This window comes from Pelorhabdus rhamnosifermentans (assembly GCF_018835585.1).
Lineage (GTDB): Bacteria > Bacillota > Negativicutes > UMGS1260 > UMGS1260 > Pelorhabdus > Pelorhabdus rhamnosifermentans.
In genome coordinates, this window is the sequence record NZ_JAHGVE010000002.1 from 237,230 (window position 1) to 263,564 (window position 26,335).

At 39.6% G+C, this 26,335-nt stretch carries 29 protein-coding genes, 1 tRNA gene and 1 riboswitch; of the genes, 24 read left to right on the forward strand and 6 right to left on the reverse strand.

Annotation, left to right across the window (positions count from 1 at the left end; all coding sequences use genetic code 11):
• Positions 1–4: 4 nt before the first annotated feature.
• The 17 genes from Ga0466249_RS04330 (at position 5) to Ga0466249_RS04410 (ending at position 12,779) form a co-directional block, all read left to right on the forward strand.
• Positions 5–1,414 carry an Rne/Rng family ribonuclease gene (locus Ga0466249_RS04330; protein WP_215828199.1) on the forward strand — a complete coding sequence of 470 codons (1,410 nt, stop codon included), beginning with the start codon at positions 5–7 and terminating at the stop codon, positions 1,412–1,414.
• Between the two features lie 153 nt (positions 1,415–1,567).
• Positions 1,568–1,879: a 50S ribosomal protein L21 gene (rplU, locus tag Ga0466249_RS04335; protein ID WP_215828200.1), complete on the forward strand. Its 312-nt coding sequence runs from the start codon at positions 1,568–1,570 to the stop codon at positions 1,877–1,879.
• Positions 1,879–2,196, forward strand: a complete 318-nt coding sequence (locus Ga0466249_RS04340) for a ribosomal-processing cysteine protease Prp (protein ID WP_215828201.1) — start codon at positions 1,879–1,881, stop codon at positions 2,194–2,196. Before rplU ends, Ga0466249_RS04340 begins: the two co-directional genes overlap by 1 nt.
• Before the next feature lie 6 nt (positions 2,197–2,202).
• Complete coding sequence (gene rpmA / locus Ga0466249_RS04345; protein WP_215828202.1) at positions 2,203–2,493, forward strand: 50S ribosomal protein L27; 291 nt, start codon at positions 2,203–2,205, stop codon at positions 2,491–2,493.
• Between the two features lie 118 nt (positions 2,494–2,611).
• Positions 2,612–2,839 carry a Spo0B domain-containing protein gene (locus tag Ga0466249_RS04350; RefSeq protein WP_215828203.1) on the forward strand — a complete coding sequence of 76 codons (228 nt, stop codon included), beginning with the start codon at positions 2,612–2,614 and terminating at the stop codon, positions 2,837–2,839.
• A gap of 93 nt (positions 2,840–2,932) precedes the next feature.
• A complete protein-coding gene (gene obgE / locus Ga0466249_RS04355; protein WP_215828204.1) occupies positions 2,933–4,204 on the forward strand; it encodes a GTPase ObgE in 1,272 nt (423 codons plus the stop codon).
• Positions 4,205–4,214: 10 nt separating this feature from the next.
• Entirely contained in the window at positions 4,215–4,520 is a 306-nt protein-coding gene (locus Ga0466249_RS04360; protein ID WP_215828205.1) for a YhbY family RNA-binding protein, read from the forward strand.
• A gap of 30 nt (positions 4,521–4,550) precedes the next feature.
• A complete protein-coding gene (gene proB / locus Ga0466249_RS04365) occupies positions 4,551–5,678 on the forward strand; it encodes a glutamate 5-kinase (protein ID WP_215828206.1) in 1,128 nt (375 codons plus the stop codon).
• A gap of 10 nt (positions 5,679–5,688) precedes the next feature.
• Positions 5,689–6,942, forward strand: coding sequence for a glutamate-5-semialdehyde dehydrogenase (locus Ga0466249_RS04370; protein WP_215828207.1), 1,254 nt, complete (start codon positions 5,689–5,691; stop codon positions 6,940–6,942).
• Positions 6,943–7,052: 110 nt separating this feature from the next.
• Positions 7,053–8,537: a glycosyl hydrolase family 18 protein gene (locus tag Ga0466249_RS04375; RefSeq protein WP_215828208.1), complete on the forward strand. Its 1,485-nt coding sequence runs from the start codon at positions 7,053–7,055 to the stop codon at positions 8,535–8,537.
• Positions 8,538–8,649: 112 nt separating this feature from the next.
• Positions 8,650–8,793 (forward strand): hypothetical protein, encoded by a 144-nt coding sequence (locus Ga0466249_RS04380; RefSeq protein WP_215828209.1) that lies wholly within the window; start codon positions 8,650–8,652, stop codon positions 8,791–8,793.
• A gap of 37 nt (positions 8,794–8,830) precedes the next feature.
• Positions 8,831–9,448: a nicotinate-nucleotide adenylyltransferase gene (gene nadD, locus Ga0466249_RS04385; protein ID WP_215828210.1), complete on the forward strand. Its 618-nt coding sequence runs from the start codon at positions 8,831–8,833 to the stop codon at positions 9,446–9,448.
• A gap of 108 nt (positions 9,449–9,556) precedes the next feature.
• Positions 9,557–9,808, forward strand: coding sequence for an RNA recognition motif domain-containing protein (locus Ga0466249_RS04390; protein WP_215828211.1), 252 nt, complete (start codon positions 9,557–9,559; stop codon positions 9,806–9,808).
• An 89-nt stretch (positions 9,809–9,897) separates the two neighbouring features.
• Positions 9,898–10,470, forward strand: coding sequence for a bis(5'-nucleosyl)-tetraphosphatase (symmetrical) YqeK (gene yqeK, locus Ga0466249_RS04395; protein ID WP_312889708.1), 573 nt, complete (start codon positions 9,898–9,900; stop codon positions 10,468–10,470).
• A gap of 30 nt (positions 10,471–10,500) precedes the next feature.
• On the forward strand, positions 10,501–11,478 hold the full coding sequence (locus Ga0466249_RS04400; RefSeq protein WP_215828212.1) for an LCP family protein: 978 nt from the start codon (positions 10,501–10,503) through the stop codon (positions 11,476–11,478).
• A 100-nt stretch (positions 11,479–11,578) separates the two neighbouring features.
• Positions 11,579–11,929: a ribosome silencing factor gene (gene rsfS / locus Ga0466249_RS04405; protein WP_215828213.1), complete on the forward strand. Its 351-nt coding sequence runs from the start codon at positions 11,579–11,581 to the stop codon at positions 11,927–11,929.
• Positions 11,901–12,779 (forward strand): CvfB family protein, encoded by an 879-nt coding sequence (locus tag Ga0466249_RS04410; protein ID WP_215828214.1) that lies wholly within the window; start codon positions 11,901–11,903, stop codon positions 12,777–12,779. Before rsfS ends, Ga0466249_RS04410 begins: the two co-directional genes overlap by 29 nt.
• Positions 12,780–12,878: 99 nt before the next feature.
• On the opposite strand, the gene Ga0466249_RS04415 is transcribed toward Ga0466249_RS04410, so the two are convergent.
• Positions 12,879–13,421, reverse strand: coding sequence for a folate family ECF transporter S component (locus tag Ga0466249_RS04415; protein ID WP_215828215.1), 543 nt, complete (start codon positions 13,419–13,421; stop codon positions 12,879–12,881).
• Positions 13,422–13,484: 63 nt separating this feature from the next.
• Positions 13,485–13,588, reverse strand: a riboswitch (THF riboswitch).
• 775 nt (positions 13,589–14,363) lie between these two features.
• Here Ga0466249_RS04415 and Ga0466249_RS04420 point away from each other — a divergent pair.
• A complete protein-coding gene (locus Ga0466249_RS04420; RefSeq protein ID WP_215828216.1) occupies positions 14,364–14,993 on the forward strand; it encodes an outer membrane beta-barrel protein in 630 nt (209 codons plus the stop codon).
• A gap of 65 nt (positions 14,994–15,058) precedes the next feature.
• Positions 15,059–15,556, forward strand: a complete 498-nt coding sequence (locus Ga0466249_RS04425; RefSeq protein WP_215828217.1) for a hypothetical protein — start codon at positions 15,059–15,061, stop codon at positions 15,554–15,556.
• A gap of 635 nt (positions 15,557–16,191) precedes the next feature.
• Here the strand turns inward: Ga0466249_RS04425 and Ga0466249_RS04430 are convergent.
• Together Ga0466249_RS04430 and Ga0466249_RS04435 are read right to left on the reverse strand one after the other, a co-directional pair.
• The gene (locus tag Ga0466249_RS04430) at positions 16,192–16,353 is read right to left on the reverse strand and encodes a hypothetical protein (RefSeq protein WP_215828218.1); all 162 of its coding nucleotides are present in this window, start codon (positions 16,351–16,353) and stop codon (positions 16,192–16,194) included.
• Positions 16,354–16,525: 172 nt separating this feature from the next.
• Complete coding sequence (locus Ga0466249_RS04435) at positions 16,526–17,341, reverse strand: methyl-accepting chemotaxis protein (RefSeq protein ID WP_215828219.1); 816 nt, start codon at positions 17,339–17,341, stop codon at positions 16,526–16,528.
• 821 nt (positions 17,342–18,162) lie between these two features.
• Here Ga0466249_RS04435 and Ga0466249_RS04440 point away from each other — a divergent pair.
• On the forward strand, positions 18,163–18,441 hold the full coding sequence (locus Ga0466249_RS04440; RefSeq protein WP_215828220.1) for a hypothetical protein: 279 nt from the start codon (positions 18,163–18,165) through the stop codon (positions 18,439–18,441).
• 218 nt (positions 18,442–18,659) lie between these two features.
• Here the strand turns inward: Ga0466249_RS04440 and Ga0466249_RS04445 are convergent, their stop codons facing one another.
• Positions 18,660–19,610 (reverse strand): tripartite tricarboxylate transporter substrate binding protein, encoded by a 951-nt coding sequence (locus Ga0466249_RS04445; protein ID WP_215828312.1) that lies wholly within the window; start codon positions 19,608–19,610, stop codon positions 18,660–18,662.
• A 334-nt stretch (positions 19,611–19,944) separates the two neighbouring features.
• Between Ga0466249_RS04445 and Ga0466249_RS04450 the strand changes: the two genes are divergently transcribed.
• On the forward strand, positions 19,945–20,334 hold the full coding sequence (locus tag Ga0466249_RS04450) for a VOC family protein (protein ID WP_215828221.1): 390 nt from the start codon (positions 19,945–19,947) through the stop codon (positions 20,332–20,334).
• Positions 20,335–20,533: 199 nt separating this feature from the next.
• On the opposite strand, the gene Ga0466249_RS04455 is transcribed toward Ga0466249_RS04450, so the two are convergent.
• Positions 20,534–20,609, reverse strand: a tRNA-Ala gene (locus Ga0466249_RS04455).
• Positions 20,610–20,763: 154 nt separating this feature from the next.
• Complete coding sequence (locus Ga0466249_RS04460) at positions 20,764–21,606, reverse strand: methyl-accepting chemotaxis protein (protein ID WP_215828222.1); 843 nt, start codon at positions 21,604–21,606, stop codon at positions 20,764–20,766.
• Positions 21,607–21,814: 208 nt separating this feature from the next.
• Between Ga0466249_RS04460 and Ga0466249_RS04465 the strand changes: the two genes are divergently transcribed.
• The 3 genes from Ga0466249_RS04465 to Ga0466249_RS04475 all read left to right on the forward strand — a co-directional run bounded on the left by Ga0466249_RS04465 (position 21,815) and on the right by Ga0466249_RS04475 (position 26,187).
• The gene (locus Ga0466249_RS04465; RefSeq protein WP_215828223.1) at positions 21,815–23,257 is read left to right on the forward strand and encodes a nicotinate phosphoribosyltransferase; all 1,443 of its coding nucleotides are present in this window, start codon (positions 21,815–21,817) and stop codon (positions 23,255–23,257) included.
• 193 nt (positions 23,258–23,450) lie between these two features.
• Positions 23,451–24,878, forward strand: coding sequence for an amino acid permease (locus Ga0466249_RS04470; protein ID WP_246588436.1), 1,428 nt, complete (start codon positions 23,451–23,453; stop codon positions 24,876–24,878).
• A gap of 76 nt (positions 24,879–24,954) precedes the next feature.
• Positions 24,955–26,187, forward strand: coding sequence for a 6-phosphofructokinase (locus Ga0466249_RS04475; protein WP_215828224.1), 1,233 nt, complete (start codon positions 24,955–24,957; stop codon positions 26,185–26,187).
• Positions 26,188–26,335 lie beyond the last annotated feature (148 nt).

The window sequence follows — 26,335 nt, forward strand, 5'->3', positions numbered from 1 at the left end:
GTCTGTGACAAAGCAAATTGTTGTCAATGTTGTACCAGAAGAAACACGAATGGCCCTCGTTGAGGATGGGGACATGATGGAAGCTGCTGTGGAACGGACGGCAGCGGGGCATTTAGTCGGTAATATTTATAAAGGTAAAGTTAAAAATGTGTTACCTGGTATGCAAGCAGCTTTTATTGATATTGGCCGTGATAGAAATGCCTTTTTATACATTGATGATGTTATTCATCTAACAGTCGGTCAGGATATGATGATTCAAATTTTAAAAGATGAAATTGGTACCAAAGGGCCGAGAGCCACAACGCGCTTATCTCTACCTGGTCGTTATGTTGTTCTAATGCCTACTTCTACTTATGTGGGCATTTCCCGCCGCATTGAAAATCCCGTGGAACGAGAACGACTGAAAAATCTAGCTGAAGAACTCAAACCCGCGGATATGGGCGTTATTGTTCGGACTGTAGCCGAAAATCAAAGCGAGGAAGTCCTTGCTAAAGATATCCTTTATCTCGTCAATCTCTGGCATTCCATTACAGTGCGGGCCAAAATATCCAAGTCGCCAACCTTGTTATACTGTGATGCCGATCTTGTCATTCGTTTGGTTCGCGATTTGCTTGCTGCCGATACAGATGAATTTATTGTAGATCAGCCCTTAGCCTATGATCGTGTTGTTGAACTTGTAAAATTTACATCGCCTGACCTTGTTGATCGCGTGAAGCTCTATGATAGAGCTGAAGATATTTTTGCCTTCTATGGCTTGGAGCAGGAATTAGACAAAATTGGCCAACGTAATATTGTTTTAAAATCAGGCGGTTATATTGTTATCGATAAAACGGAAGCTTTAACTGTCATTGATGTCAATACAGGAAAGTTTGTCGGTAAAACCAGTTTAGCTGATACAGTTCTTACAACTAATCTTGAGGCAGCTGAAGAAATTGCACGCCAACTGCGGCTCAGGGATATTGGTGGTATTATTATTATTGATTTTATTGATATGGATCGTCCCAGTGATCAACAAGCTGTGCTTTTAGCGCTCGAGGGATATTTAAAAAAAGACCGGACAAAAACCAATGTTTTAGGGCTTACGGCCTTAGGATTGGTAGAAATGACGCGAAAAAAAGCAAGGCAAAATCTCGAAATGACGCTCTATGCCGATTGTCCTTGTTGTCATGGCTGCGGGAGAATTCAGTCTCCTGAGACTGTGACTATACAGGTACATCGTGCATTACGAAAACTGGCGGGAGAGACTAAATTAAGTCATACGCTTAGAGTGCAGGTTCATCCCACGGTGGCAGAGATTTTAGGCGAAAAGGCGAGTCTAGCTCAGCTGGAAAAATACCTAGCAAGGGAAATTATTATTGAGGCCGTGTCGACAATGGATTTTGAAGCTTTCTCCATTTTGCATGAAAAAGATTAAATATTAGTTAACATTGACAAAGAAAAAGCCTTGTGTTAGAATTTAAATCTGTAGACGGCTGCTATTTAGTCGCTCTCCTAAACCGCTCGAAGAAGGTTTTAAATCCGCATGGTACCACATTCGGCGAGTTCGATTTCAAGGGAGGTGTATTTTATGTACGCAATTATCCAAACAGGTGGAAAGCAATATCGTGTAGCTGAAGGCGATGTCATTTCTGTTGAGAAATTAGAGATTGCTGATGGTGAAGCCGTTGTTTTTGATTCTGTCTTAACAGTTGTCAAAGAAGGCGAAGTTGTTATTGGCAAGCCTCTTGTTGCTGGCGCGAAAGTATCAGGCAAGGTTGTGGATCATGGCAAAGAAAAGAAGATTTTAGTCTTCAGATATAAAGCCAAATCCAATTATCGTCGTCGTCAGGGCCATCGTCAACCTTTTACAAAGGTTGTTATTGAAAAAATCGAAGCGTAATGATTACGATAGAAATTTTCTTTTTCGGTAAATATATTACTCGTATGCGAGTAACGGGTCATGCCGGAACAGCGCCTCATGGACAAGATATTGTATGTGCAGGTGTTTCGGCTTTAACTCAGTCGGCGGTTCTAGGGCTTGAGAGTCATTTAAATCGCGAATTGTCTCTTACAGTAGCGAACGGTAAGCTTGATTGTGCACTCGTTGAAGAACCTGATTCTTTATCTGAGGCCATTTTGTCCACTATGCTACTAGGACTCAGAGAAATTGCTAAGTTAAATCCAAAAAGTGTTCGCATTGAAGAGTGCAGGAGGTGAAAAAACATGTTTACTTTTGACTTACAGTTATTTGCTCATAAAAAAGGTGTCAGCAGTACCCGTAATGGTCGTGACAGTGCCGCTCAGCGCTTAGGTGTTAAGAGCCAGGCAGGTCAGCTTGTTACAGCTGGAAGCATTTTGGTTCGTCAAAGAGGTACGCATTTTTATCCTGGTAAAAATGTCGGTATTGGCAGCGATGATACGCTATTTGCTAAGATTGAAGGAAAAGTTGCTTTTGAACGCAAAGGCCGTGTAAACAGACAAATTAGTGTTTACAAGGTAGAAGAAGCAATGTAATACTTTAAAATGAGTGCCTGCGACTTGTATAGTTGCAGGCTATTTTTTTGTTTGTAACAGGAGTTTATTACTTTGGAAGCGAAAAAACCTATATTGACCTAAAGTAGGGGGCTAGGGTATGGAACAATCAACGCCTGACGTAATTTGTCCAGCGATTATTAGGATGCTTCGCGCTCAACGTCACGATTTTGTTAATCATATTCAAGTGGCTCATGCCTTACTTCAACTTGGTAAGGTGGATCAGGCTAAAGATTATCTAGAGAGTGTAGCTAAAAATACGGATATGGTGGCTGAAACTCTGCGTCTCCATGCTAAAGAAGGTGCTTGTCACCTCAAGGACGAGTGATAAAAAAGCATGATTTCGTAAATATTACATAAGTAGGCAAGCCTTAGGCATCTGCCATTGCGTCCTGAAAAGTGTAACAAAGGAGACTGATTTATGTTTATTGATAAAGCAAAAGTAGCTGTAGAAGCCGGTGATGGGGGGAATGGAATCGCTAGTTTTCGCCGGGAAAAATTCGTAGCTTCAGGCGGTCCAAACGGTGGTGATGGCGGTCGGGGTGGCAATATTGTTTTTATTGTTGATAACAATCTGAACACGCTCATTGATTTTCGCTATCGGCGTAAGTTTAAGGCCGCACGGGGGGATAATGGGCAAAAAAATAATATGTACGGTCGGAGCGCGGAAGATACCTTTGTGAAAGTGCCAAGCGGGACTTTAGTGAAGGATGAAGAAACAGGTCATGTTATTGCAGATCTGACAGAAGTAGGACAAACCGTGATTGTAGCGAAAGGCGGTCGTGGCGGTCGTGGCAATTCTCATTTTGTGAGCAGTACCCATCAAGCACCGACATTTTGCGAAAAAGGTGAGCCAGGTGAACATCGCAGTGTTATACTTGAACTAAAATTACTGGCTGATATTGGTTTAGTAGGATACCCGAGTGTTGGAAAGTCCAGCATCCTTGCCAGTGTGTCAGCAGCGAAACCGGAAATTGCAGCTTATCATTTTACCACACTTGTACCTGTACTGGGTGTAGTCAGTTTGAAGGAAGGCGCAAACTTCGTTTTGGCTGATATTCCGGGACTTATCGAAGGCGCTCATGAAGGCGCAGGGCTTGGTCACGAATTTTTACGACATGTAGAGAGAACAAAAGTACTTATTCATGTGTTGGATATTTCAGGGCAAGAAGGTCGTGATCCCATTGTTGACTTTCAGAAAATTAATGAAGAACTAAAGCTTTATAGTGAGAAACTAGCGCGGCGTCCGCAGCTCATTGCTGCGAATAAAATGGATTTGCCTGAAGCCCAGGAAAATATTGAGCGGGTTACAGCCTATTTAGAGAAGCAGGGACATGAGATTTTTCCTGTTTCCGCTGCAACAGGGGAAGGTTTGCAGCCTCTCCTTTGGCGTGCTTATCAGTTGCTTCAAGACTATGTTGAAGCAACTGATACAAGTAGTGAGACTGTTGTTTATCAAGCTAAGCCAGCAGATGAAATTACTATTTCCCGGACAGATGACGGAGCCTTTGTTGTATCAGGTAGGGATATTGAAAAACTTGTTGCCATGATTAATTTTGATAATGATGAAGGTTTGCGTAGATTCCAACTGACCTGGCGACGTTTGGGTCTTGATGAGCGTTTAAAGGAACGGGGTATTAAGGAAGGCAATACTGTTCGCATTAGCGATATGGAGTTTGAATATAAAGAGTAGGTGGAGAAGAATGTCAGAATTAATCCTATTAACAGGTAAACAAAAACGTCATTTACGATCCCTTGGTATGACGCTTGATGCAGTTGTGCAATTAGGCAAGGGAGGGCTTACGAAAGCCATTATTGACAGTGCCAATGATGTTGTGACTGCCCGCGAGTTAATTAAAGTAAAAGTGCTTACAAATAGTCCGATTGAGCCAAATGATGCTGTTTATGCCTTAGGGGAAGCCCTTCAAGCTAGTGTGGTACAGGTAATTGGTAGAAATGGTCTGCTTTATCGGCCAAATCCGGATAAACCTGTCATTACCTTGCCTTAACAAAAATAGGCGGTTTGGAGGAGAACTTCCATGTTAACGAGAGAAAATTTATCTTGTGCAAAGCGTATTGTTGTGAAACTCGGCACAAGTACACTTACACATGCGAATGGCAAATTAAATCTGCTTCGTATTGAAAAGTTAATCCGTGAATTATCAGATCTTCACAATCAAGGCAAAGAGATCATTCTTGTCACATCAGGAGCAGTAGGTGTGGGAATGGATCGGTTGGGACTTATGGAAAAGCCGAAAACCATTCCGGAAAAGCAGGCTGCTGCGGCTGTGGGACAGGGTATTTTAATGCATATTTATGAAAAGCTTTTTAGTGAATATGGACAAACGGTGGCGCAAGTACTCTTAACGCGGGCTGATTCAGTCAATCGCCAGCGGTATGCCAATTCCCGCAACAGTTTGTTAACTTTGTTGAAACTCGGCGTGATTCCTGTAATTAACGAAAATGATGCTGTTGCTGTAGATGAATTGAAGATCGGGGATAATGATACTTTATCAGCTACTGTGGCCGGACTCGTTGATGCCGATTTGCTAGTCATTTTGTCTGATGTGGAAGGGGTCTATACAGATAATCCGAGTAAGAATCCGGCTGCTAAGCTGATTGAGCTTATTACGGATATTACGCCGGAAATAGAATCTCTGTCAGGTGAACCAGGGTCGCTGCGCGGCACAGGCGGCATGTATACGAAGATTCAAGCTGGCAAGATTGCCATGAGCTCCGGTGTGGCCATGGTTATTGCCTTAAGTAGCCGTGAGGAAGTTTTGCGTCGTATTTTAAGCGGAGAAGCTGTGGGGACACTTTTTTTGTCTAAAGAAAATGCCCTTCATGTTCGGAAACGTTGGCTTGCGTTTGGTTCACGTCTGCATGGATCTGTTACGATTGACAAGGGCTGTGAACAAGCTTTGCTTGAAGATGGATCAAGTCTGCTTTCTGCAGGTATTACAGCTGTTGAAGGAGATTTTGAGCAGGGAAATACGATTCGCGTTTTTACAACGAACGAGCAAGAAATTGCTCGTGGTTTAGTCAACTACTCTGCAGCTGACGTAGAAAAAATTAAAGGCCGTCATACCGATGAAATTGCTGATATATTAGGAAATAAGCCTTATGATGAAATTATTCATCGTGACAATTTAGCTTTGCTTGTGTGAGGGGGACAATATGGATTATCGCAGTGAGTTAGAAACGAAAGGAAAACAAGCGAAGTTTGCGGCTCGCAAACTCGCTACTTATTCATCACAACAAAAAAATCAGGCCCTTCAGGTTATGGCGCAGGCTTTACTTGATAAGGAGGCCGTGATTCTTGTGGCCAACAGTCAAGATATTACGGCTGGTCGTGCCAAGGGATTGAGTGAGGCCCTTCTTGATCGCTTAATGCTGGATCATGACCGGATTGAAGCCATGGCTCGTGGGCTGATAGAGCTGGCTGCTCTGCCTGACCCCATTGGTGAGACCATTTCGGTTACACAGCGCCCCAATGGGCTGGAGATTCGCCAGGTGCGTGTACCACTTGGCGTCATTGCTATGATCTATGAAGCTCGGCCCAACGTGACTGTTGATGCTGCAGGGATCTGCCTAAAAACAGGTAATGCCGTTATTTTACGTGGCGGTTCTGAGGCTATCCATTCTAATCTAGCTATTGCTTCCGTTCTGAAGGCTGCTGCGCTTGAGGCAGGTCTGCCTGAAGGTACGATTGCTTTGATTGAAACAACAGACAGGGATGCTGTGCAGTTTCTGTTAAAAATGAATGATTATCTTGATGTTGTTATTCCAAGAGGCGGTGCCGGACTGATTCAGACAGTTGTAAAGAATAGTACGGTGCCTGTCATTGAAACAGGCATTGGTGTTTGTCATACCTTTATTGATGAAACAGCCGACTTAACGATGGCTGTGAAGATTGCTTTTAATGCAAAAGTTTCCCGTCCTGGTGTATGTAATGCCATGGAGACGTTACTTGTTCACGAAAAAATTGCCGATGTATTCTTGCCAGCTATGCTACAAAAGTATCATGATGCCAAGGTGGAATTACGCGGTTGTGACAAAACGCAGTGCTATTATGATTTTGTTAAAGCCGCAACAGAAGAAGACTGGTCAACGGAATATCATGACTATATTTTGTCTGTGAAGATTGTTCCATCCATTGATGCAGCGATTGAACATATTGCCTGCTATAGTACAGGTCATTCTGAAGCGATTGTGACGAAGGATTATTTTAATGCCCGTCGGTTTCAGCATGAAGTGGATGCGGCAGCTGTCTATGTCAATGCTTCCACGCGGTTTACGGATGGCGGCGAATTCGGCTTTGGCGCCGAAATCGGCATTAGTACGCAGAAGCTTCATGCTCGAGGCCCCATGGGACTCAAGGAGATGACAAGTACGAAATATCTGATTGATGGTGAAGGCCAAATCAGATAGAAAATTTTTATTGCAGGCAGTTTTTTGCAGCGATGCAAAGGTGTCTGCTTTTTATTATCATTGTCTAAATGATAATAAAAAAAATCAATGAAATGCGAGGACAATCATTAATGAAAAAAAAATGGTCTCTTGTATATGGCTTTATTCTACTGATTCTTGCCAGTGTTAGCAGCATTTCAGTTGCTTTAGCCGCAGCACCTGTTCATGATCCGAAACCTATTGTCATGAAAATCAACGATTCCTATGAGCCGACGGGGGATTTGGCTTATGTGAGTGCAACGCAAATACTTGTGCCTCTTTCGCTGCTAAAGCATTATTTTACTGCCAATGCCGCTTATTTGTCTGATGAAAATGTTATTACTTTTGCTGTAAAGCCCGAGCGATTCACTATCGGCGGTGCCGCTCAAAAACAAATAAAAGATCCTGTTCCTGTAAGTTTTCCTGCTATTTGTCTTAAAAATCAATACTATTTGGATATTGCCAATCTTGATAGCCTGCTTGGCGTGAATATCAGTTTCGATTATAGTGGTAACTTGATTTTACAGCTAAACAGTCCAGCTGTCGGTCCGCTTGTATTGCAGAGTGCAACAGTAAAGGGGATGCCAAAGGAAAAAATCAATTTAGTTTGGGATGTAAAAACAAGTACCCAAAAGTTATCAAATGAACTTCCGCCCAAGGGCCTTAATGTATTGGCGCCGACCTGGTTTGCTGTTACGCAGTCTAATGGACTGATTGTTAATAAAGCAGATAAAGATTACGTCGATTTGGCTCACAGTAAAGGGTATAAAGTCTGGGCCCTTATCACAAATAGTTTTGACCCTGATTTAACGCATGAACTTTTGCAAAATGAAGTCGCGCAGGATCAGGTACTCAATCAATTGTTGTTTTATGCCAGCTACTATGAGCTGGATGGAATTAATCTTGACTTTGAAAATATTTATGAAAGCGATAAAATGGCCTTTACTCATTTTGTCGAAAAAATTTCCCCTCCCTTAGGGCGGCAAAATCTTGTCGTATCGCTCGATGTTACGGTTCCGGCAAATGTTCCCAATTGGTCTAAATGCTATGACAGGGTGAATCTCAGCAAAGCTGTTGATTATGTCATGGTCATGACTTATGATGAGCATTGGGCGAAAAGCCCTGTGAGTGGTTCTGTTGCTTCTTATGGCTGGGTGAAAGAAGGAATTGAAAATACGCTCCTTTCTATTCCCAAAGAGAAGCTATTATTAGGCTTGCCCTTTTATACGCGAGAATGGATAGAAAGAAGCGACGAAACGGGACGGTTCATTGTACGTTCTCGGACGTTGTCCATGGAAAATGAAGAAAAAATTATTCAGGACTATCACCTTACGCCGCAGTGGCTTGAAAAAGAGGGGCAATATTATACGGAGTACCAACAAGACGGCAATCGCCATCGGATTTGGTTAGAGGAAGACCGTTCGATTGGACTTAAAGCTGATCTTGTAGACCAGTATCAATTGGCTGGAGTTGCTTCTTGGCGCAAAGGGTTTGAAAAGAACTCCATCTGGAATGTTTTAAATAATAAACTTCATAGTAAACAAGCGAATGATAAAAACTCGGTTGCCGAGTCTTAAGTGAGATGCTGGCTTTGGCTAGGAATATTTCTGGAGTTTTTTATGAAGCTATTGTATGATAAAGAGGAATAAGCAAAAAATAAAGTGGATTATGTAATATGTGAGGCAAAAAATGGGCTATGTAAGAGCACTCCTGAACTATGTGAAAGAAGGCAAGGGGCGGTGGGATGCCTTGGATTATTTAAAAACCGTTGGCATCATGATGATTTGCATGGTGTGTTTTCGGCTGATCCTTTTCATGGTACCTTTTCGGTAGACGGGGGCTTTTGGCTGATAATAAGGAGAAAAATGACATGAATACCGAAAAAAGAAGATTAGGTATTATGGGTGGAACCTTTGATCCTATTCACATTGGTCATTTAGTGACTGCAGAAGCTGTTCGTAATGAGTTTCAACTTGAAAAAGTTATTTTTATACCAGCAGGGAATCCTCCTCATAAACAAGAGAGTCATGTTACAGAGGCTTGGCATCGTTATGTTATGACCGTGATGGCCACTTATTCAAATCCCTTTTTTACTGTATCGCCTATGGAATTAGAACGTAGCGGGCCCTCTTATACCATTGATACGGCTCGGGACTTAATAAAGGAGTACGGAAATCAAACCGAACTGTATTTTATCGTTGGTGCCGATACAGTGGGTGAATTGCATACGTGGCACGACATTCATGACTTGCTGAAACTATGTCAGTTTGTTGCGGCAACAAGACCTGGTTCGCTCTGTTCCATTGATGAAGTCTTTCATTACTTTGGTGCCAGTGACCGTCGTCACATTCATCGTTTGGCAACACCGGAACTTGAAATATCCTCAACAGATATTCGTGAGAAAGTCCGTTTAGGTAGAGCCATTAAATACATTGTACCTGAAAGCGTTGAAATGTATATTCGAAAGGAAGGTTTGTATTGTAACTAAGGCGTAATGAGGGACAGCCAAATAAAGGCAAGCATGAATATGACAGAAAGCGTAAATAATGTGGATGCAAGGATTTTTTACTCTTTGAGAAAGAGAGGTGATTCTCTTATGGCTACCACACTTTACGTTGGAAACTTGCCATGGTCCGCAACAGAAGATTCTTTAATAAATGCTTTTGGTTCGCATGGCCAAGTTATATCCGGTCGTATTATTACGGATAAAGAAACAGGTCGATCACGGGGCTTTGGATTTGTAGAAGTAGAAGATCAAGATGTAGATGCTATGGTTTCGGCAATGAATGGCGCCGATATGGAAGGTAGACAAATTGTTGTCAATGAAGCCAAACCCCGACAAAGCTAAAGCCTACAGCCTCCTTAATTAAGGGGGCTTTCGTTTTTTATGGAGGATATTTCAGAAAACTAGCGAATTTAGCACAAGAGGTGACTAGCGTGATTATTCGTGACTATGTATCGATATTACAACAACGTTTATCGTCCAAACGCTTTCAACATTCCATGGGTGTGAAGGATACCGCAGTAGCTCTTGCTAAGCGTTATGGTGCAAATATTCATCAGGCCGAGGTAGCTGGATTACTCCATGATTATGCCCGGGAAATCCCTACTAATCTCCTATTGCAAAAATGTGAAGCTTTTGGTATAGTGATGAGTATTGCTGACAGATGTGATCCCATTATATTGCATGCACCTCTTGCTGCGACCTTAGTCAAGGCGGAGCTTGCAGTAGATGACAAGGCAATATGTCAGGCTATTGCTTTACATACGACGGGGGGCATGGGGATGTCTTTATTAGATAAGATTATTTATGTAGCAGACTGTATTGAACCCCATCGTCACTATCCTGGTGTGGACAAGCTGCGTGAAGTAGCTCAAGAGGATATGGATCTTGCGCTGCTCACTGCTTTTGATCATTCCATTGTATATTTAGTTGAAAAAAGATCTTGGATTCATCCCAATACTATTGCAGGTCGAAATCAAATCCTGCAAGATATGAACAATGAATAAGTATTGATGACGTAGAGAGGGGAGAAGAAGATGTCTACTTCGCAGAAAAGCCGTTCCCGTTATAAAATTCGCTGGTCTCGTGTTTTTGTTGTCGTCCCTCTGGCTATTTTGATCGTTTCTGCAGCAGTGGGTTCTGCTTATTATGCTATTAGTAAATTTATGGCGGCTCCAGTCACTGCAGTTGCCAATGAGACATCGCAAAGTAAGTCTTCTCATAAGGATTCTGATAAAAAGATTAATATCTTATTAATGGGATTAGATGATGGTGATTTTGACGAACCCAATTCCCCGAGCCGCTCGGACACGATGATTGTAGCAAGTATTGATCCAGGCGAAGGAACGGTGAATTTATTATCTATTCCTCGAGATACGCGAGTAAATATTCCTGGTTATAAAGGACTAGATAAGATTAATAATGCTTACTTTTTTGGCGGTTCTGCTTTGGCTGTCCGTACAGTAGAGGATTTTTTAAATATTCCTATTCAATATTATATGACAATTAAATGGCAAGGATTTATTAAAGTTGTCGATATTTTAGGTGGCGTTGATTTATATGTGGAACATAATATGGCTTATGAAGACCCCTACGCCGATCTAGTTATTAATCTTCATAAAGGTTATCAACATCTTGATGGTTATCAGTCTGGTGAATATGTGCGCTTTCGCCATGATGAACTAGGGGATATTGGGCGTGTTCAGCGTCAGCAAATATTTTTAAAGGCTCTGTCTGATCAATTTTTACAATTGGGTACGATTGTAAAAATTCCTTACCTGATTTCAGCCTTCAATGAAAATATTGCTACAAATATGCCTGCTTTCACTTTTGTCCGTGTGGCAAATACGTTACGTGGCATTAAGGCAGGCACACTCAGCGTAGATATGTTACCGGGAAATTTTGCAACAATCAAGAATATTAGCTACTGGGAGCCTGATAAAGAACAGATACAACAAGTAGTGGAAAAGATGCTTACGACAAAATCAGCTGTTGTAAGTCAAAATTCAAATTGAGTTTCGCTGCCAAAGCCTACAGCAAACGCTGTAGGCTTTTTTGGAATAAGCCTTTAAAAAGTCACAGATACTAATTTATGAAAACACGAGGAGGAAAAATATGACCGAAACAACTTTAAATTTACCCCAGCGGATTGCTGCTGCCGCTAGCGATAAGAAAGCCCGTGATATTGTCATTTTAAATTTAACAGGTATTTCTACTGTGGCAGATGAGTTTATTATTTGTAGTGCTGCTTCTTCTACGCAAGTAAAGGCAATCGCGGATCACATTGAAGACAAATTAGTCGAACAGGGATATGCGCCATTACGTAAAGAGGGAGGGCGCGAGGGACGCTGGATTTTGTTAGATTATGGTGATACTGTCGCTCATGTCTTTGTGGAAGAAGAACGCGCTTTTTATAATCTTGAAAGGCTATGGGGCGATGCGCCGAGTGAGAACTATGACGCATAAGCCAGGTGATGTAGTGACGCTTAAGGTGGCCCGGATGAATGAGATGGGCGCTTTCTTAGATGCTGGTACAGGGAATACGTCAGAGGATATTCTGTTACATAAGGTGCAACAGACAGAAAATCTGGTTGTTGGTGATGAGGTTAAGGTATTTTTATATCGTGATCCCAAGGGGCGGCTCACTGCCAGCATGAAACTTCCTCAAATGAAAGAAGGTCAAGTGGCAAGAGTCAAGGTGATTAATACAACGAAGGATGGCGCTTTTGTTGATATTGGTGCTGAACGTGGTATCTTTATGCCTTTTGCTGGCATGAGGGGTAAAATCAAGGTTGATGATACAGTTTGGGTCAAACTATACCGTGATAAATCTGATCGCCTTGCTGTGACGATGGAAGTGGAAGATGAGTTGCGTCGTGCGTCACAACCTGCTGAAGTTGCTAAGATTGGTGATACTGTAACAGGCAGTCTCTATAATTATGGTGAAAATGGCGCTTTTCTCTTTACGTCGGAGCGCTATATTGCTTTTTTACATGAAAATGAAATGATCGGCAGGCCTCATGTTGGCGATGAAATTACGGCCCGTATTACCTATGTTCGTGATGATGGGCGGATTAATGTCTCGATGCGTCCCCAAAAAGAAAAGGCTATGGAGGGCGATTCCGATAGAATTCTTGCTTTTCTTATTGAACGAGATGGCAAAATGCCTTATAGTGACACAACCTCCCCGGAAATTATCAAGGCCAAATTTGGTCTAAGTAAAGCTGCTTTTAAGCGTGCATTGGGACGGCTAATTAAGTTAGGCAAAATTGAAGAAAAAGAGGGTTGGACCTTTTTAAAAGAGGAAAAAAGCTAACGCCAGTAAACAAATCAAAATTGAATTTTACAATATAAAAAGCCAGGAAATATGGTATAAACCGTATTTCCTGGCTTTTTATATTATTTTATATTGCGATTATTTATGTATAGCATTGATTATTTTATGTCTCAGTAAGGAGTGATAGACAATATAGATCGTAATGATCTGAATGGGGAGTAAAATAGAACATTTAATCAATCTACCTGCAAAAAAAACTTGGGCAGCCTTGTGATAAAGAATAGATAACCAGAGAGTATTTAAGATTAAATTAATAAAGATAAATATTACAGTATTTGCCATGATAATCCTTTGTAGGGATACTTTTTTATGATAGAAAAAATATCCGTAAATAATGCCTGAAAGGTAGGCACTTAAGGTGAAACCAGGAAAATACAATCCGGAGGAAAAAATGATACAGCCAAGAATGTCGGCAATGGCGGCAATTGTCCCTCCAAGCATTGGACCAAATAACGCACAAAATAATGCAATAGGCAAATAGCCAAAGCTAATTCGTATAAATGGGGTCTGGACAGCCAACATATGGGTAAAAATGATGTTTAAGGAAATAAACATAGCTGAAAAAACAATCGTAGTGGTACTAAAGGGTTGTAGAAAATAATGCTTTGTAAAAAATTTCATAAGGACACCTCCATATGATTGTAAAATGTAAATTGCTACATATAGAGGAGTCCTCTTCTATGTAGCAGCGGGATGCAATGTTTGTACCGCAAACTAGTGTAGTAGTTTTTCGTTCAGTGACAACTCCCCGTTCACATGACACTTCACGCACAAACATTTACTCTGCTATGAGTAAAAAGAGTTTACTCTCATTTATTGTAAAGCATTAAGGGGTTAAACGGCAATCACCGGGACGAAAGGTCGTTTGGTTTCTAATAAATTTAACTTGTTCTTGCAACATAAGGCGGCTGTTTTCAAAGGTATACTAGATTCGAAATAAAAATACGCTGTGCGGCGGTGAATTATGCAAGAATGAACAAGCGGTCTTTTTATTTTTCTAAAAAGTGCCTTTAAATTTAATATTACAATAATAATCATTCTCATTTACAAATGAATATCGTTGATATATAATAAAGCCAGACAAAGAATCTTATCGAGAAATTTAGTTTGAAAGGTATGATTACAATGGATAACTTATATTACCATGAAGGATATCGTGGTTTATCCCATAAAGAAGTAAGCAGCAAAAGAATATCGATGAACGAGACTCTTTTGATCAGTGGCATTTCTTTATTCATGGCAGCTATTTCAGGAGTCTTGGTATGGTATGGAGCCGCTCATGGGATTTATGTAGACATATTGTCATTAAATTAAGGTTTAAGTGCAATTTAAATAGTATCTTTTGAAGAATTTAACCCATATTTCAGCATTATTGCTGGGAATGGGTTTTTTTATTTATGTAGTTTGTTTTACATCTAGGCTGGAAAATAATAACGGCGTTTATTTTTTTATTCTAAAAAAATTCAAAAACTAATCAATTATACTCTTCTTGTACCCAGCGAACTAGTCAACAAATAAAGTCTAATTATTTTTCAAACTCAAAATTTTAGAGGAGGAATTATCGTGAAAAAAGCTATTGTTGCAACTGCTATTTCGTTGGCTTTTGCCAGCACTGCTTTTGCAGCCGCTCCCGCAATGAATTTAGAATCAGGACAGGTACAGCTCGGCTATTCGTACGAGAACTTGCAAACTACTCTTAATGGGCTTGGCGATCTAGGAACTTATCATGGCAATGGCTATCACTTAGACTATGGTTTAAGTAACAAGCTTGTTCTTACTGGTTCTTATCTCAACTCAGATTCGAAGAGCTTTAACGTTAACATTCCAGGTGTTTATACTGGCTCTCTTAACAATGTTGGTTTTAACTCCACTGAACTAGGCCTTCAGTATAAATTAAGTGATAATATTGCACTTTCAGCAGGCAGTCTTAAATCGGAATTTAATGCAAATGGTTCTTCTAATTCTTCAAGCGAAATGTTCGGTGGTATTGCCTACAAACAAAATATTAGCAATAATATTGATGGCTACGCATCCTATATTAAATCAACGAATGTGACGGACTGGAAAGCTGGGGTGACCTATAATCTTAATAAGAACACATCGTTTGATGTAGGCTATCATGATTATGAAAACAATGGAGCAAGTAACTATTCTGCCAAGGGAATGAGCTTGGGTTTAAACCATAAGTTTTAGTTAAATAAGAAATTACGGGTGTTTTTTTCGCGTATTATATTTCAAATCGAGAAGAAGGTAAAAAAGTGAAAAGGTTAATGAAAAATGTGACTCTTTCTTTATTGAGTACCGCTATGGGGATAGCGATACTCGCAGCTCCGCTTGCATCAACGGTGTATGCAGCAGATACCGTTACAATGAATAATTCCGAATGGGATCAACAGCGTAATACGGACCAACGACATGATAGAAACAATGATAGAGATGATCAAGATCATTATCATTATAAGCACCATTATCATCGGCTGGGTAAATCAGACTTCGCTCGATATCATATGGAAATATATCGAGATTGGCAAAGTAGAAATCAAATAGATACAAGTATTGAAAATCCCGTAGATGTAGTTATGGCAGTAGCTGATGTACTAGGGTTCGATACGAATTACGACACATTTAACTTGATCAGTCAAAATGATATACAGGCTGTAGTCCGAGTCATTCATAATGGCAACGCTTACAATATTACTGTAGATCATCCATCCGATTCATCTTGGATTGTTACCTCTATGATTCCCGTACAATAATTTACTCTTTAAACAAGGAAGTCCATCTCTTGGCGATGATGCCAAGGATGGACTTTGTTGTTTGAATTTTATCGCAGTGATAGCTATCAAGTATTTACTATTAAAATTGGAATTTGCCAACAGCTGCCTCGGTTGTTTTGGTGGAATTATATCCATAGAATTATTAGCAGTAAGCCGAATATATTATGAATTAAGGATGGAAGCTATGTTGATTTTGATTTGTTTGTCGATGGCCATCCTATACGACATAGAGAAATATATATAGCAAATAGTGGTTGGCACCCAGATGGTCATCATTTTAGATTAGATAGATTTTAGTTTTTGGGATTCTCTATAAAAACAAAAGGTATATCAAAGGGTTTTGGCCTTTTGATGTACCTTCTTTATTTTGGACCAGAAAATTTGTCATGAAAAGCCGGAGTTCTATTCCCCACAAATTTTGAACTCCGGTCTAAGAAAAGGAGCTACGTGGCCTCCTTAACTGTTATATTATTACGCGAAAACTTACCGTAGTATACATGGAAGGTCCGAATCAAATACAAAATAACTCTGGCTATTCAGTGGTTGTGGCAATAAAATCGTGATCGGATATTCGATGATAAAAATATTATGCTGCTAGTATGAAAGAGGACTTTCTAAAGACGGTCCTTAGGGGATTGGACTTCGATTAATTGTACATCACTTTGGTAGGTAAGGGGACGGGTACTTGAGACATCAAAATAAGCGTCAACAAAAGTTTTTGCACTGACTGTATCACCCGTATCAATTCCATCAATATAAACTCGGTACGTTGGCATATAAATTCACCTCTACGTTAGTGTTTGATTTAATGTAATTCATTATGCGGAGAATTATTCGATAACGACCTAATTCACTGAATCGTTTCGGGCGGATTAAGTGGGGTGATTCGCTCAGGAACAATCGTAGTGGAATTCCTGAGTGAACTTGAAGAAGCAGTGCTGCTAGAAATTATACAATTTCGGCAATTCTTTCCACATTGGTCGCTGAAGCAGCAAGCTGCTCCATAGCAGCGGCAATTTGTTCTGCTGCCGCTGCTTGTCGCTCACCTAACTGGGCTGTTTGTGAAATAGTCTGCACAATTCCAGAGGAGTCAATTTGAATAGACGACAATATAGTTTTAATGTCTTTTACTGATTTAGCGCTATTATCCGCCATTTTACGTATTTCTTCGGCTACGACTGCGAATCCTCGCCCATGTTCTCCGGCACGGGCCGCTTCGATGGCTGCATTTAAGCCAAGTAAATTAGAATTTGCGGCGACATCACTAACGAATTGCAGTATCTCGTCAGTTTTTCTAATTTTTGAAACAACGTTCTCTCCAGCTATTTTTAAGGTGTCTAAATCTTGGGCTAGCTGTGTAGCGGTAGCTGCTAATTCTTCCGTTGTTGCAGTAATTTCTTCTGTAGTCGAGGCTATTGTTTGGGATGCTTCATGTAATGTTTGTTGGGTTTCTAGACTGGTTCCTGTTGCGATTGCTCCAACTACTATTCCATCTTCCCAAATAGGTGTGGCAATGGCTTTGATTGTAACTCCGTATAGTTCTTTTTTGAGGGTTGTATGTACCTCCTTCTGCGTATTCAAACATTGATTCAGCGATCCGCCGTTAGCCGTTTTATTTCCTTCTCTAACTCCCATATCAAAGGTTTTCGCCGGCAGAAATTTAACAATTATTCCTTCGATATCGCAGATCATAATACAGCAATCAAGTGGCATTAGAGGATGATATTTAATAGCTGAGTCAATAATATTTTGAAATTCCCTCATTTTGTGTTCTCCTTTTTATATAGGTGATTTTCAACTATTTTCGACGATCTTCGACATATTCCTTTTTGCTTTTGGCTAGAAATTATTACTATTTTATTAAAATGTTTGACTGTTCTATTATGCAAATGAAGAAGTCGGATAGTAGTACACATATTTAAGAGGCTTCTTTAGATTCACAAAGATACCAAACAAAAGGAGTTCGACTATTATTTAGTTCTTGATGCCGGGGGATGAGCATTTTTTTGCTTGCTTTCTATTTGGTTTTGGTTTTTGATTTGTCATAATTTGGTCACATTTATATGTTATTTTATAAATGTAACTTTTTCATAATTCAACTTCAGATTAAATTCTGCCATGTCAAATACAAATATATAGATTTGAAAGTTTTACTATATTTTGTATTATGAATAAATCTGGTTGAATTATGAAAATTTCTCAATAAATTAATCTGGTCAACTTATGGCCGTTAAAATATCATACAACGTTTCTCCGTTTGCTCTCTCGTATCTCAAACATCTGCACGTACGTCAAGTACTTCTGAATCTATTGAACCATCGGATATTTTCTTTTTCGCTAAGGGGTAATTCCTGTTTATATTATTCATTGATTATGAGAAATGTGATATGTAAAGTAAGTGAGGAAAAAGGCCCTCTATTGGTTACGGTTGAGGGTTTAAGGGGAATACTTTTAACTGGAATTTCCGTAAACCTCACTCGTTTGAGTGGGGCTCAAGTGGAGTCAACTATGTTAATTATAGATTGTTAAAATGACACTCTCATGTAATTCTAGACATATAATGGTGCAGAAGAGGGGGGGGAGCTATGACTAAAGTTCTGAATTCTAGGGAGCTTGACCGAGCCCTTCGTGAAGATGGAAAACCTGTTGTAGCTTCTGAAAAGACCTCTGAATCAATCTTTAGGTTACTTTTATTTACACTGTTAATGTCAGCAATATCGAGTATATTAGCAATAGCTATAGCAATAATGAATCGGCAAGCAGCTAAAGCTGATGATAAGAAAAAGGAACAAGCAGAAAAAAATATAAAAAAGGAATTACAAGAATTACATGAGGAGATAGTTGCGTTAAAAAAGTCGACTTAGCATATTATAAGACTTGTAAATCGTTGTCGTATTATATTGTCCGCGAAAGCATTATTGTCAGGGATACCAGTCTGGGTACAAAAGGAATCTCGTGGACCAATTTTGGGCTGCCACTGTTAATAAGATCTAGGAAAAGAATATATTGCAATTGTAGCAGGGCGGTTGAGTACATAAATAAGCCTTCACTTCAGTTTGAAGTGAAGGCTTATTTGTTAGTTCTATTGTTTTTGAGCTTTGATTAAGTCTACAATGCCAGTCTCTTGAACGGATTTGGTTAATTCTTGACTGTCGTTTAGCCAGTGTGCTTGTGACTCTTCGGGACCTAAATATTCATATTGAAGACCTATATTTTCAAGTCCTTTTTTGAATTCGGGGTCGGAGATCATATTTTCAAGACTTTTAGATAGTTTAGCTTTTATTTCAACAGGCAAGTCCTTAGGAGCTGCTATTGCCCACCAATTACTGAATACTATATTTAATCCTTGTTCTTTAAATGTTGGTACATTTGCAAATACCGGATCGGTTAGTCGTTGATCAGTTGCTGTTGCCAGCACTCTTATAGTACCGCTTTTAACATATTCTTTGGCTAATGACGGACCAATGATGGCAATCTGAACATGTCCACCTAATAAAGCTGTTACTGCATCTGCTCCACCTAAAAAAGGAACTTGTTCAATCTTAATGCCAGCGGATTGAGCAAAAGCTTGACCCGCAATATGATTCAAGGAACCAATTCCGACATGACTAAATTTTAATTTTCCAGGATTTTGTTTAGCGTATTGTATTAATTCATTCATATTTCGCCACGGTTGATTGGCTTGGATTGCCAATAACATTGGTATAGATGTTATTTGAGCCAGTGGATCTAGTGATGTTTTATAATTATATTTGGTAGAACCATAAAGAGGATTTAAAAGTAATTCACCACTTGCCATGCCGATAGTATAGCCATCAGGATCGGATTTGGTTAGCTCATTCCAACCTAGTGTACCTGTTCCACCCGGCTTATTAATAACAGTCAATGTTTGACCCAGATATTTCAACGATGATTTTTCAAGCATGCGAGCTAAGATATCGCCAGTACCTCCAATACTATAAGGTACAATTACAGTAATAGGCTTATTCGGATATGTTTCAATCTTAGGCGTGATAACCGTTAAACTTTGCATGCTTGTACATCCTCCAATCATTATTGAAATAAGTAATAAACAGACTAATAACAAAAAAGGGTTTTTTCGCATATAACCACCTCCTTATTTCCAAAATACTACATTTAACAGGAAATTCCTGCAATTAAATGTAAATAACTATACAATATTGCATATTTATGGTAACCGTTGAATAGTAAGCAGACGAAGCGCCTACTCTGGCCGCAATGGCTGGGGTCGGCGCTGTTTTAGATATTCTTTTTACAGTTGTAGTTGTATCATATATTCCAAATGACTACAAATTTTTGTACAAAAAGGTATACTAAGCATAAGAAAATACTTGGAGGCGGTTAATTTGAAAATAGATCATATAGCTATATATACGAATAAACTAGAGGAAATGAAAAATTTTTATACGGCATTTTTTAATGGTAAGTCAAATAATAAGTATATTAATGCCATGAAAGGTTTTGAATCTTATTTTATCACTTTCAAATCTGGTGCAAGACTGGAAATAATGTGCCAACAGGGAGTTGAGGATAATAAAAGCGATTGTAACAAACAATGTATAGGGTTAATACATATGGCCTTTTCGGTCGGGAGCAAAGAAAGGGTAAATGAATTAACCACAAAACTACAAAATAGTGGACTTAAAATAATAAGCGATCCACGTACAACTGGGGATGGTTATTATGAGAGTTGTATCTTGGATCCAGATGGCAACATTATAGAAATAACGGTATAATTTTCTTTTAAAACATGAACAAAATGAGCAAACCCGGTCTGAATAGCAAGATTTAAACAAATTTAAAATAACCCGATGAATAAAATAGGTTTATATGCAATTAGCTTTTTAGCACTGTAAAATTAAATGTGTTAGAAAATGTGTTAGAAACAACAAAAAAGACCTTGAAGCGAAATGCTTCAAAGCCTTGATTTTCCTATGGTGGAGATAAGCAGGATCGAACTGCTGACCTCTTGAATGCCATTCAAGCGCTCTCCCAGCTGAACTATACCCCCAAGATAAGTTGAGAGGCGATGCTCTCAACGAAAATTATTATACCGTATTATCATAAATCATGTCAATATAATTCTGCAATTTTTTGTTTTCTTTTGTAGCCAGAATTAAAACAGCTGGTAGTAGAAAACTATTGAGGTAATATTGCTATTATAATTACTTGGATTGAAAGAGGCTGTCTGCAACATTGGAAAGTTCTGTTGAAATATGTGCGAGGATTTGACTTGCGGCAGTAATCTCTTGAAGATGTTGTGTCTGATTTGCAATATTACGCTCGGAATTTTCAAATTTCTTTGAAAAAGACCCGATGATTACTTGAATTTGCTGTAATGATTCAGTAATGATACTTACCGACTCTGAGCTTTCGACTGCCAGTTTCCTAATCTCTTGGGCCACAACGCCGAATCCTCGACCTGCTTCGCCAACACGAGCGGCTTCAATGGCAGCATTCAGGCCTAGAAGGTTTGTTTGTGAGGCAACTCCTTTAATAAAATTTACAATTTCGTCCATTCGTTTCGTCGCTTCGGATAAATTTTTATTGAGTTCACCAAGCTCATTGCTTGTGGTGGCTAGTTTATTTGCATCCGCTGAAAGTTCTTCTAAGTTAGCACTCATTTCTTTTGATGAAACGGCTAGTTGATGTGCACTTGATGAGACACGTTCATGCGTTGTTATTGTTTGAGTCGTTGTTATGCAGCCAATTACTTTTTCTTGATTAAATATGGGATAAGCACAAGCAATGTAAGGAATGCCATAGGCTGAGTTTTCTTTTGTAACGATACGAAAAATTTTTTTACCTGTACTTAGTGCATCTAAGCTTACTTTTCCCTTGACTTCATCGCCCACTTTGTTGCCAAGATCAAGTTTTTTTGCTGGCATATAGGCAATATATTTTTTTCCTTCTATTACTGAAATGCCGATATCTTCTGCTATGACATCATTAAAATAGGGAGCAATTTTCGCAAAATCACTTAGTAATGTTTGATTTTTATCTTCCATTTTTATGCCTCCCGTTTTTTTCTATTATTCATTTTCTAGCTGGAAAGGTACGACTCCTGCTAGTTGTATTATTTACTGGAATGGTGGGAGGTGATTTCGGACAATTAAAATTAAATTGGTAACAGGATAGATTGGGTACAACAACGAATTGTATACTTCGTCTGTACTATGTAATGATGATTGAATGATTCTTTCAGGGGGTATGATGATGGAAAATCTGACATTATTAACTGATCTCTATCAGCTTACAATGATGCAGGGGTACTATTTTGCAGGAAAGTCAAAGCAAACAGCTGTATTTGACCGTTTTTATCGAAAAAATCCATATAATGGTGGATATACAGTCTTTGCCGGTTTGGCGCATGTCATTGACTATCTCAAAAATCTGTCTTTTTCAGCCGATGATATTGATTATCTGCGTTCATTAGGCATATTTAAAGAAGAGTTCCTTATTTATTTATCCACTCTTCATTTTACGGGTGACATTTGGTCTGTTCCTGAAGGCAGTGTTGTTTTTCCAGGCGAACTACTTGTGCGTGTGAAGGCCAACTTTATGGAAGCACAATTGATTGAAACGGCATTGTCCATGTTTTTAAATCATGAAAGCTTGATTTGTACTAAAGCTAGCCGGATTCGAACAGTAGCGCCCAATGACAATTTAATGGAATTTGGTTTGCGTCGCGCTCATGGTTCTGCTGCTGGCATTTATGGTGCCAGGGCTACGATTATTGGCGGATTCGATGCCACCTCTAACGTTATTGCTGGTAAAATGTTTGATATTCCTGTTGCCGGAACGATGGCTCACAGTTGGGTTATGAGCTTTTCTTCAGAGCTAGAAGCTTTTCGCGAATATGCCAAACAATATCCAAGCAATGCTATCTTATTAGTAGATACATATAATACACTGCGTAGCGGCCTGCCCCATGCCATTTCCGTATTTAAAGAACTTATGAGTGAAGGCGTTCAGTTTGGCAAGTACGGTATTCGTTTTGATAGTGGTGATTTAGCTTATTTATCGAAAGAATCGAGAAAAATGCTCGATCAAGCGGGTCTGAAAGAGGCAATTATTAGTGCATCTAATGATTTGGATGAAAATATTATTCTTGATCTCAAGATGCAAGGTGCTAAAATTACTTCATGGGGCGTAGGAACAAAACTGATTACGTCTGCCGGTAGCTCAGCTTTAGGCGGGGTGTACAAGTTGTCTGCTGAATGTGATGGTGATAAGGTTATACCGAAGATCAAGGTCTCTGATAATGCGGAAAAAATCACGAATCCGGGGATTAAGAAGCTTTTCCGCGTGTATCAAGAAGGCAGAATCAAAGCTGATTTGATTACATTGGAAGACGAAATCTTCAGCAGTAATGACGATTTAGTTTTGGCAGATGAAACACATCGTTGGAAGAAAACAGTTTTGCGAAAAGGTTCTTATACAATCAGAGAAATGCTTGTGCCTATTTTTGAACAAGGGAAAATGGTGTATGAAGAGCCTTCGCTGACAGCGATTAAGACTTATGCACAATCAGAGATGGCTACCTTGTGGGATGAATTCAGGCGGCTTACCAATCCTGATCAGATGAAAGTGGATTTAAGTGATAAATTGGCGAGTCTGAAAAAAGAATTGTTGCATGAAATTAGAAACGAAGGCTAGAAGTGTCAGGCGTATAGGGATCGACTTAAACCAAAAGAGTGGCGTGCTAAAAGCACATCACTTTTTTGGTTTTTTATGTCCATGAAGGAAAGATTACTTGCAAGATTCTGCATTTTAATATAGAGTGTTAATAGGTATGTAAGCTCAGGTAAATATTACGGGGCTATTTAGTTATAAGAGTGGGGGCTTTTATTTGGAATCCAAGGTCAATACGGAGGAGCTTTGTCCTGAAAGGGCTGGGTTAAAGCGAGGCATGAAATCACGGCATATGATGATGATTTCAGTCGGGGGAACCATTGGTACGGGATTATTTGTTGCTTCAGGGCAGACAATTAGCCAAGCTGGGCCAATCGGTGCTATACTCGCCTATTTAACGGGCGGCTTTATTATGTACATTGTTTTATTATGTTTGGCTGAATTAACAGTAGCCATGCCTGTAGCGGGATCTTTTCAGAGTTATGCCACTCGGTTTATTTCGCCTAGTGTAGGTTTTATGACAGGCTGGCTGTATTGGATTAACTGGGCCATTTGTATTGCAACTGACTTTACGGCGGCAGGGATTATTATGCATAATTGGTTTCCTCAGGTAAGTATTTGGATATGGTGCGCTTTATTTGCCGTTATTTTAACCTTATTAAATATCATTTCTGTTCGCGCCTTTGGTGAAGCGGAATTTTGGTTCGCAGGCATTAAAGTAGCTACAATTATCTGTTTTATTATTGCTGGAGCAGGTTTGATATTTGGTTTTACGGGGCATGAGGGGGCTATTGGTCTGTCTAATTTTATCGGTACAGAGGGAGCTTTTCCTAATGGATTTAAGGCTGTTTTTTTAACAATGATTGCTGTTGTGTATTCCTTTCAAGGTGCTGAACTTGTTGGAATTGCGGCAGGTGAATGTGAAGAGCCCGGAAAAAATGTTCCACGAGTCATTCGTGGTGTCATTGTTCGTATTATCTTATTCTATGTTGTGGCTATGTTTGTTTTGACAGGGACTATTCCTTGGCAAGAGGCGGGGGTTTTAGAAAGTCCTTTTTCTCATGTTTTTGGTCGTATTGGGATTCCTATGGCGCAAAATATTATGAATTTTGTTGTTATTACTTCGGCACTTTCGGCAGGAAGTTCGGCTTTGTATGCTTGTTCGCGCTTGCTATGGTCCATGGCAAAAGACGGATTGGCTCCGAGATGGCTGGGTAAGTTAAATAAGAACGGTGTCCCTTATTGCGGCATCTTGCTTACTCTTGCTCTCGCCTGTATTTCTCTTTTAACAAGTGTTTATGCGGCTGATACAGTTTATTTGTGGCTCATGTCTAGTACGGGATTGACAGGCTGCCTCATCTGGATCATTATTGCTTGGTGTCAATTGAATTTCCGTAAAAGTTTTTTGAGTCTTGGTGGAAAGTTGAGTGAATTGACCTTTCGTACGCCTTTATATCCTTTGGTGCCTTATTTAGCCATTGTTCTCAATGTCATCGTTATTGTCAGTCTCTATTTTGATGAATCACAGCGTATTGTGTTGTATTCAAGTATTCCAATCATTGGGTTTATTTATTTATATTATGTGTTTGTGATGGATAAAAAACAGGTAGAGCAATCCATTATGGCTCCTCTTCATAAAATATAAAAGATTATTTAGCATTAGTGGTTTATTCTTTTGCACGTCATGATGAAATATTTTTTGTAAAAGCGGAGGCTTTATATTGAATAAGATCAACGGAAATTGTTTAATTGCTCAATCAGGAGGGCCGACAAGTGTTATTAATGCATCGACCTATGGGATTATAAAGAAATTTTTGTCATTGGAAAGTGAATTTACTGTTTATGCAGGAGTCCATGGTATTCAGGGGGTTTTGGATAAAAAGCTGATTGATGTGCGAAATTTGGCTGAGGCGACGCTTGCGTCTCTGAAGAACATGCCTGCGGCGGCTTTTGGTTCATGTCGGTATAAAATGAAAGATATTCAAGAGGATGAAGCTGATTACAAGAATTTAATCGATATTTTTAAAGAGTTTAATATTCGGTACTTTTTGTATATTGGCGGAAATGATTCAATGGATGCTGCTGATAAAATCAGTCGGTATGCTGAAATCTGCGGGTACGACGTGAAGGTTCTTGGCGTGCCCAAGACCATTGATAATGATTTAGTTGAAACAGATCATTGTCCGGGATTTGGCAGCACTGCTAAATATGTTTCGAACGTTGGGATTGAGTTATGGGCGGATATTAACGCCTACAAGAAAGAATCGATTATGGTTATGGAAGTCATGGGGAGAGATGCCGGTTGGATTGCCGCATCAACAGGCATTATAAAAAGGGCCATCCCAGGACTGAATCAGCTCATTTATTTACCGGAAGTCCCTTTTTGCGCAGATAAGTTTTTGGCAGATATTAAACAGGCTATTCAAAACAATAACAAATTACTTGTTGTTACATCAGAAGGGTTAAAAAGCGACGATGGACAGTATATTAATATTGAAAGTAATTGTTACAACAGCGATGCCTTTGGTCATGCACAACTGGGGGGAATCGGAAGATATCTGCAGCAATGTATCAAGAAAAATGTGACTAAAAATGTAAAGCTTACTGAAGTAGGTGTGATTCAACGCTGTGCCATGCATTGTGTATCGAAGACAGACCTCGAAGAAGCGGAAATGGTGGGACGAGCTGCCCTTCACTACGCTCTTGAGGGGTATACGGGTTATATGATTGCACTCGTGAGGGCCAAGGATAAGTCGTATCATTGTACGACGAAACTTGCCAAACTAGACAGTGTATGTAACAAAGTAAAAAATGTTCCCCTGAATTGGTTGGGACAGCAAAATAGTGTTACGCAGGAAATGGTTGACTATATTCAGCCGCTTATTGTAGGAGAAGTCGGTCGTTTTAGTGAAAGTGGCTTAATTCAGTATCCAAATCTGAGTTTTTTTCGATAAATTTGGCAGCTCTATTCCTTAATGGGGGTGTGGCGTCTTACTTAAACCAAGACCTGCGGCCTCATATGAAGAACTTCTTACTAAGCAAGGGTTTGGAGATGAAATAAAACACGCTCTGATTAGCAGTGAGCTAAATCGGAGCGTGTTT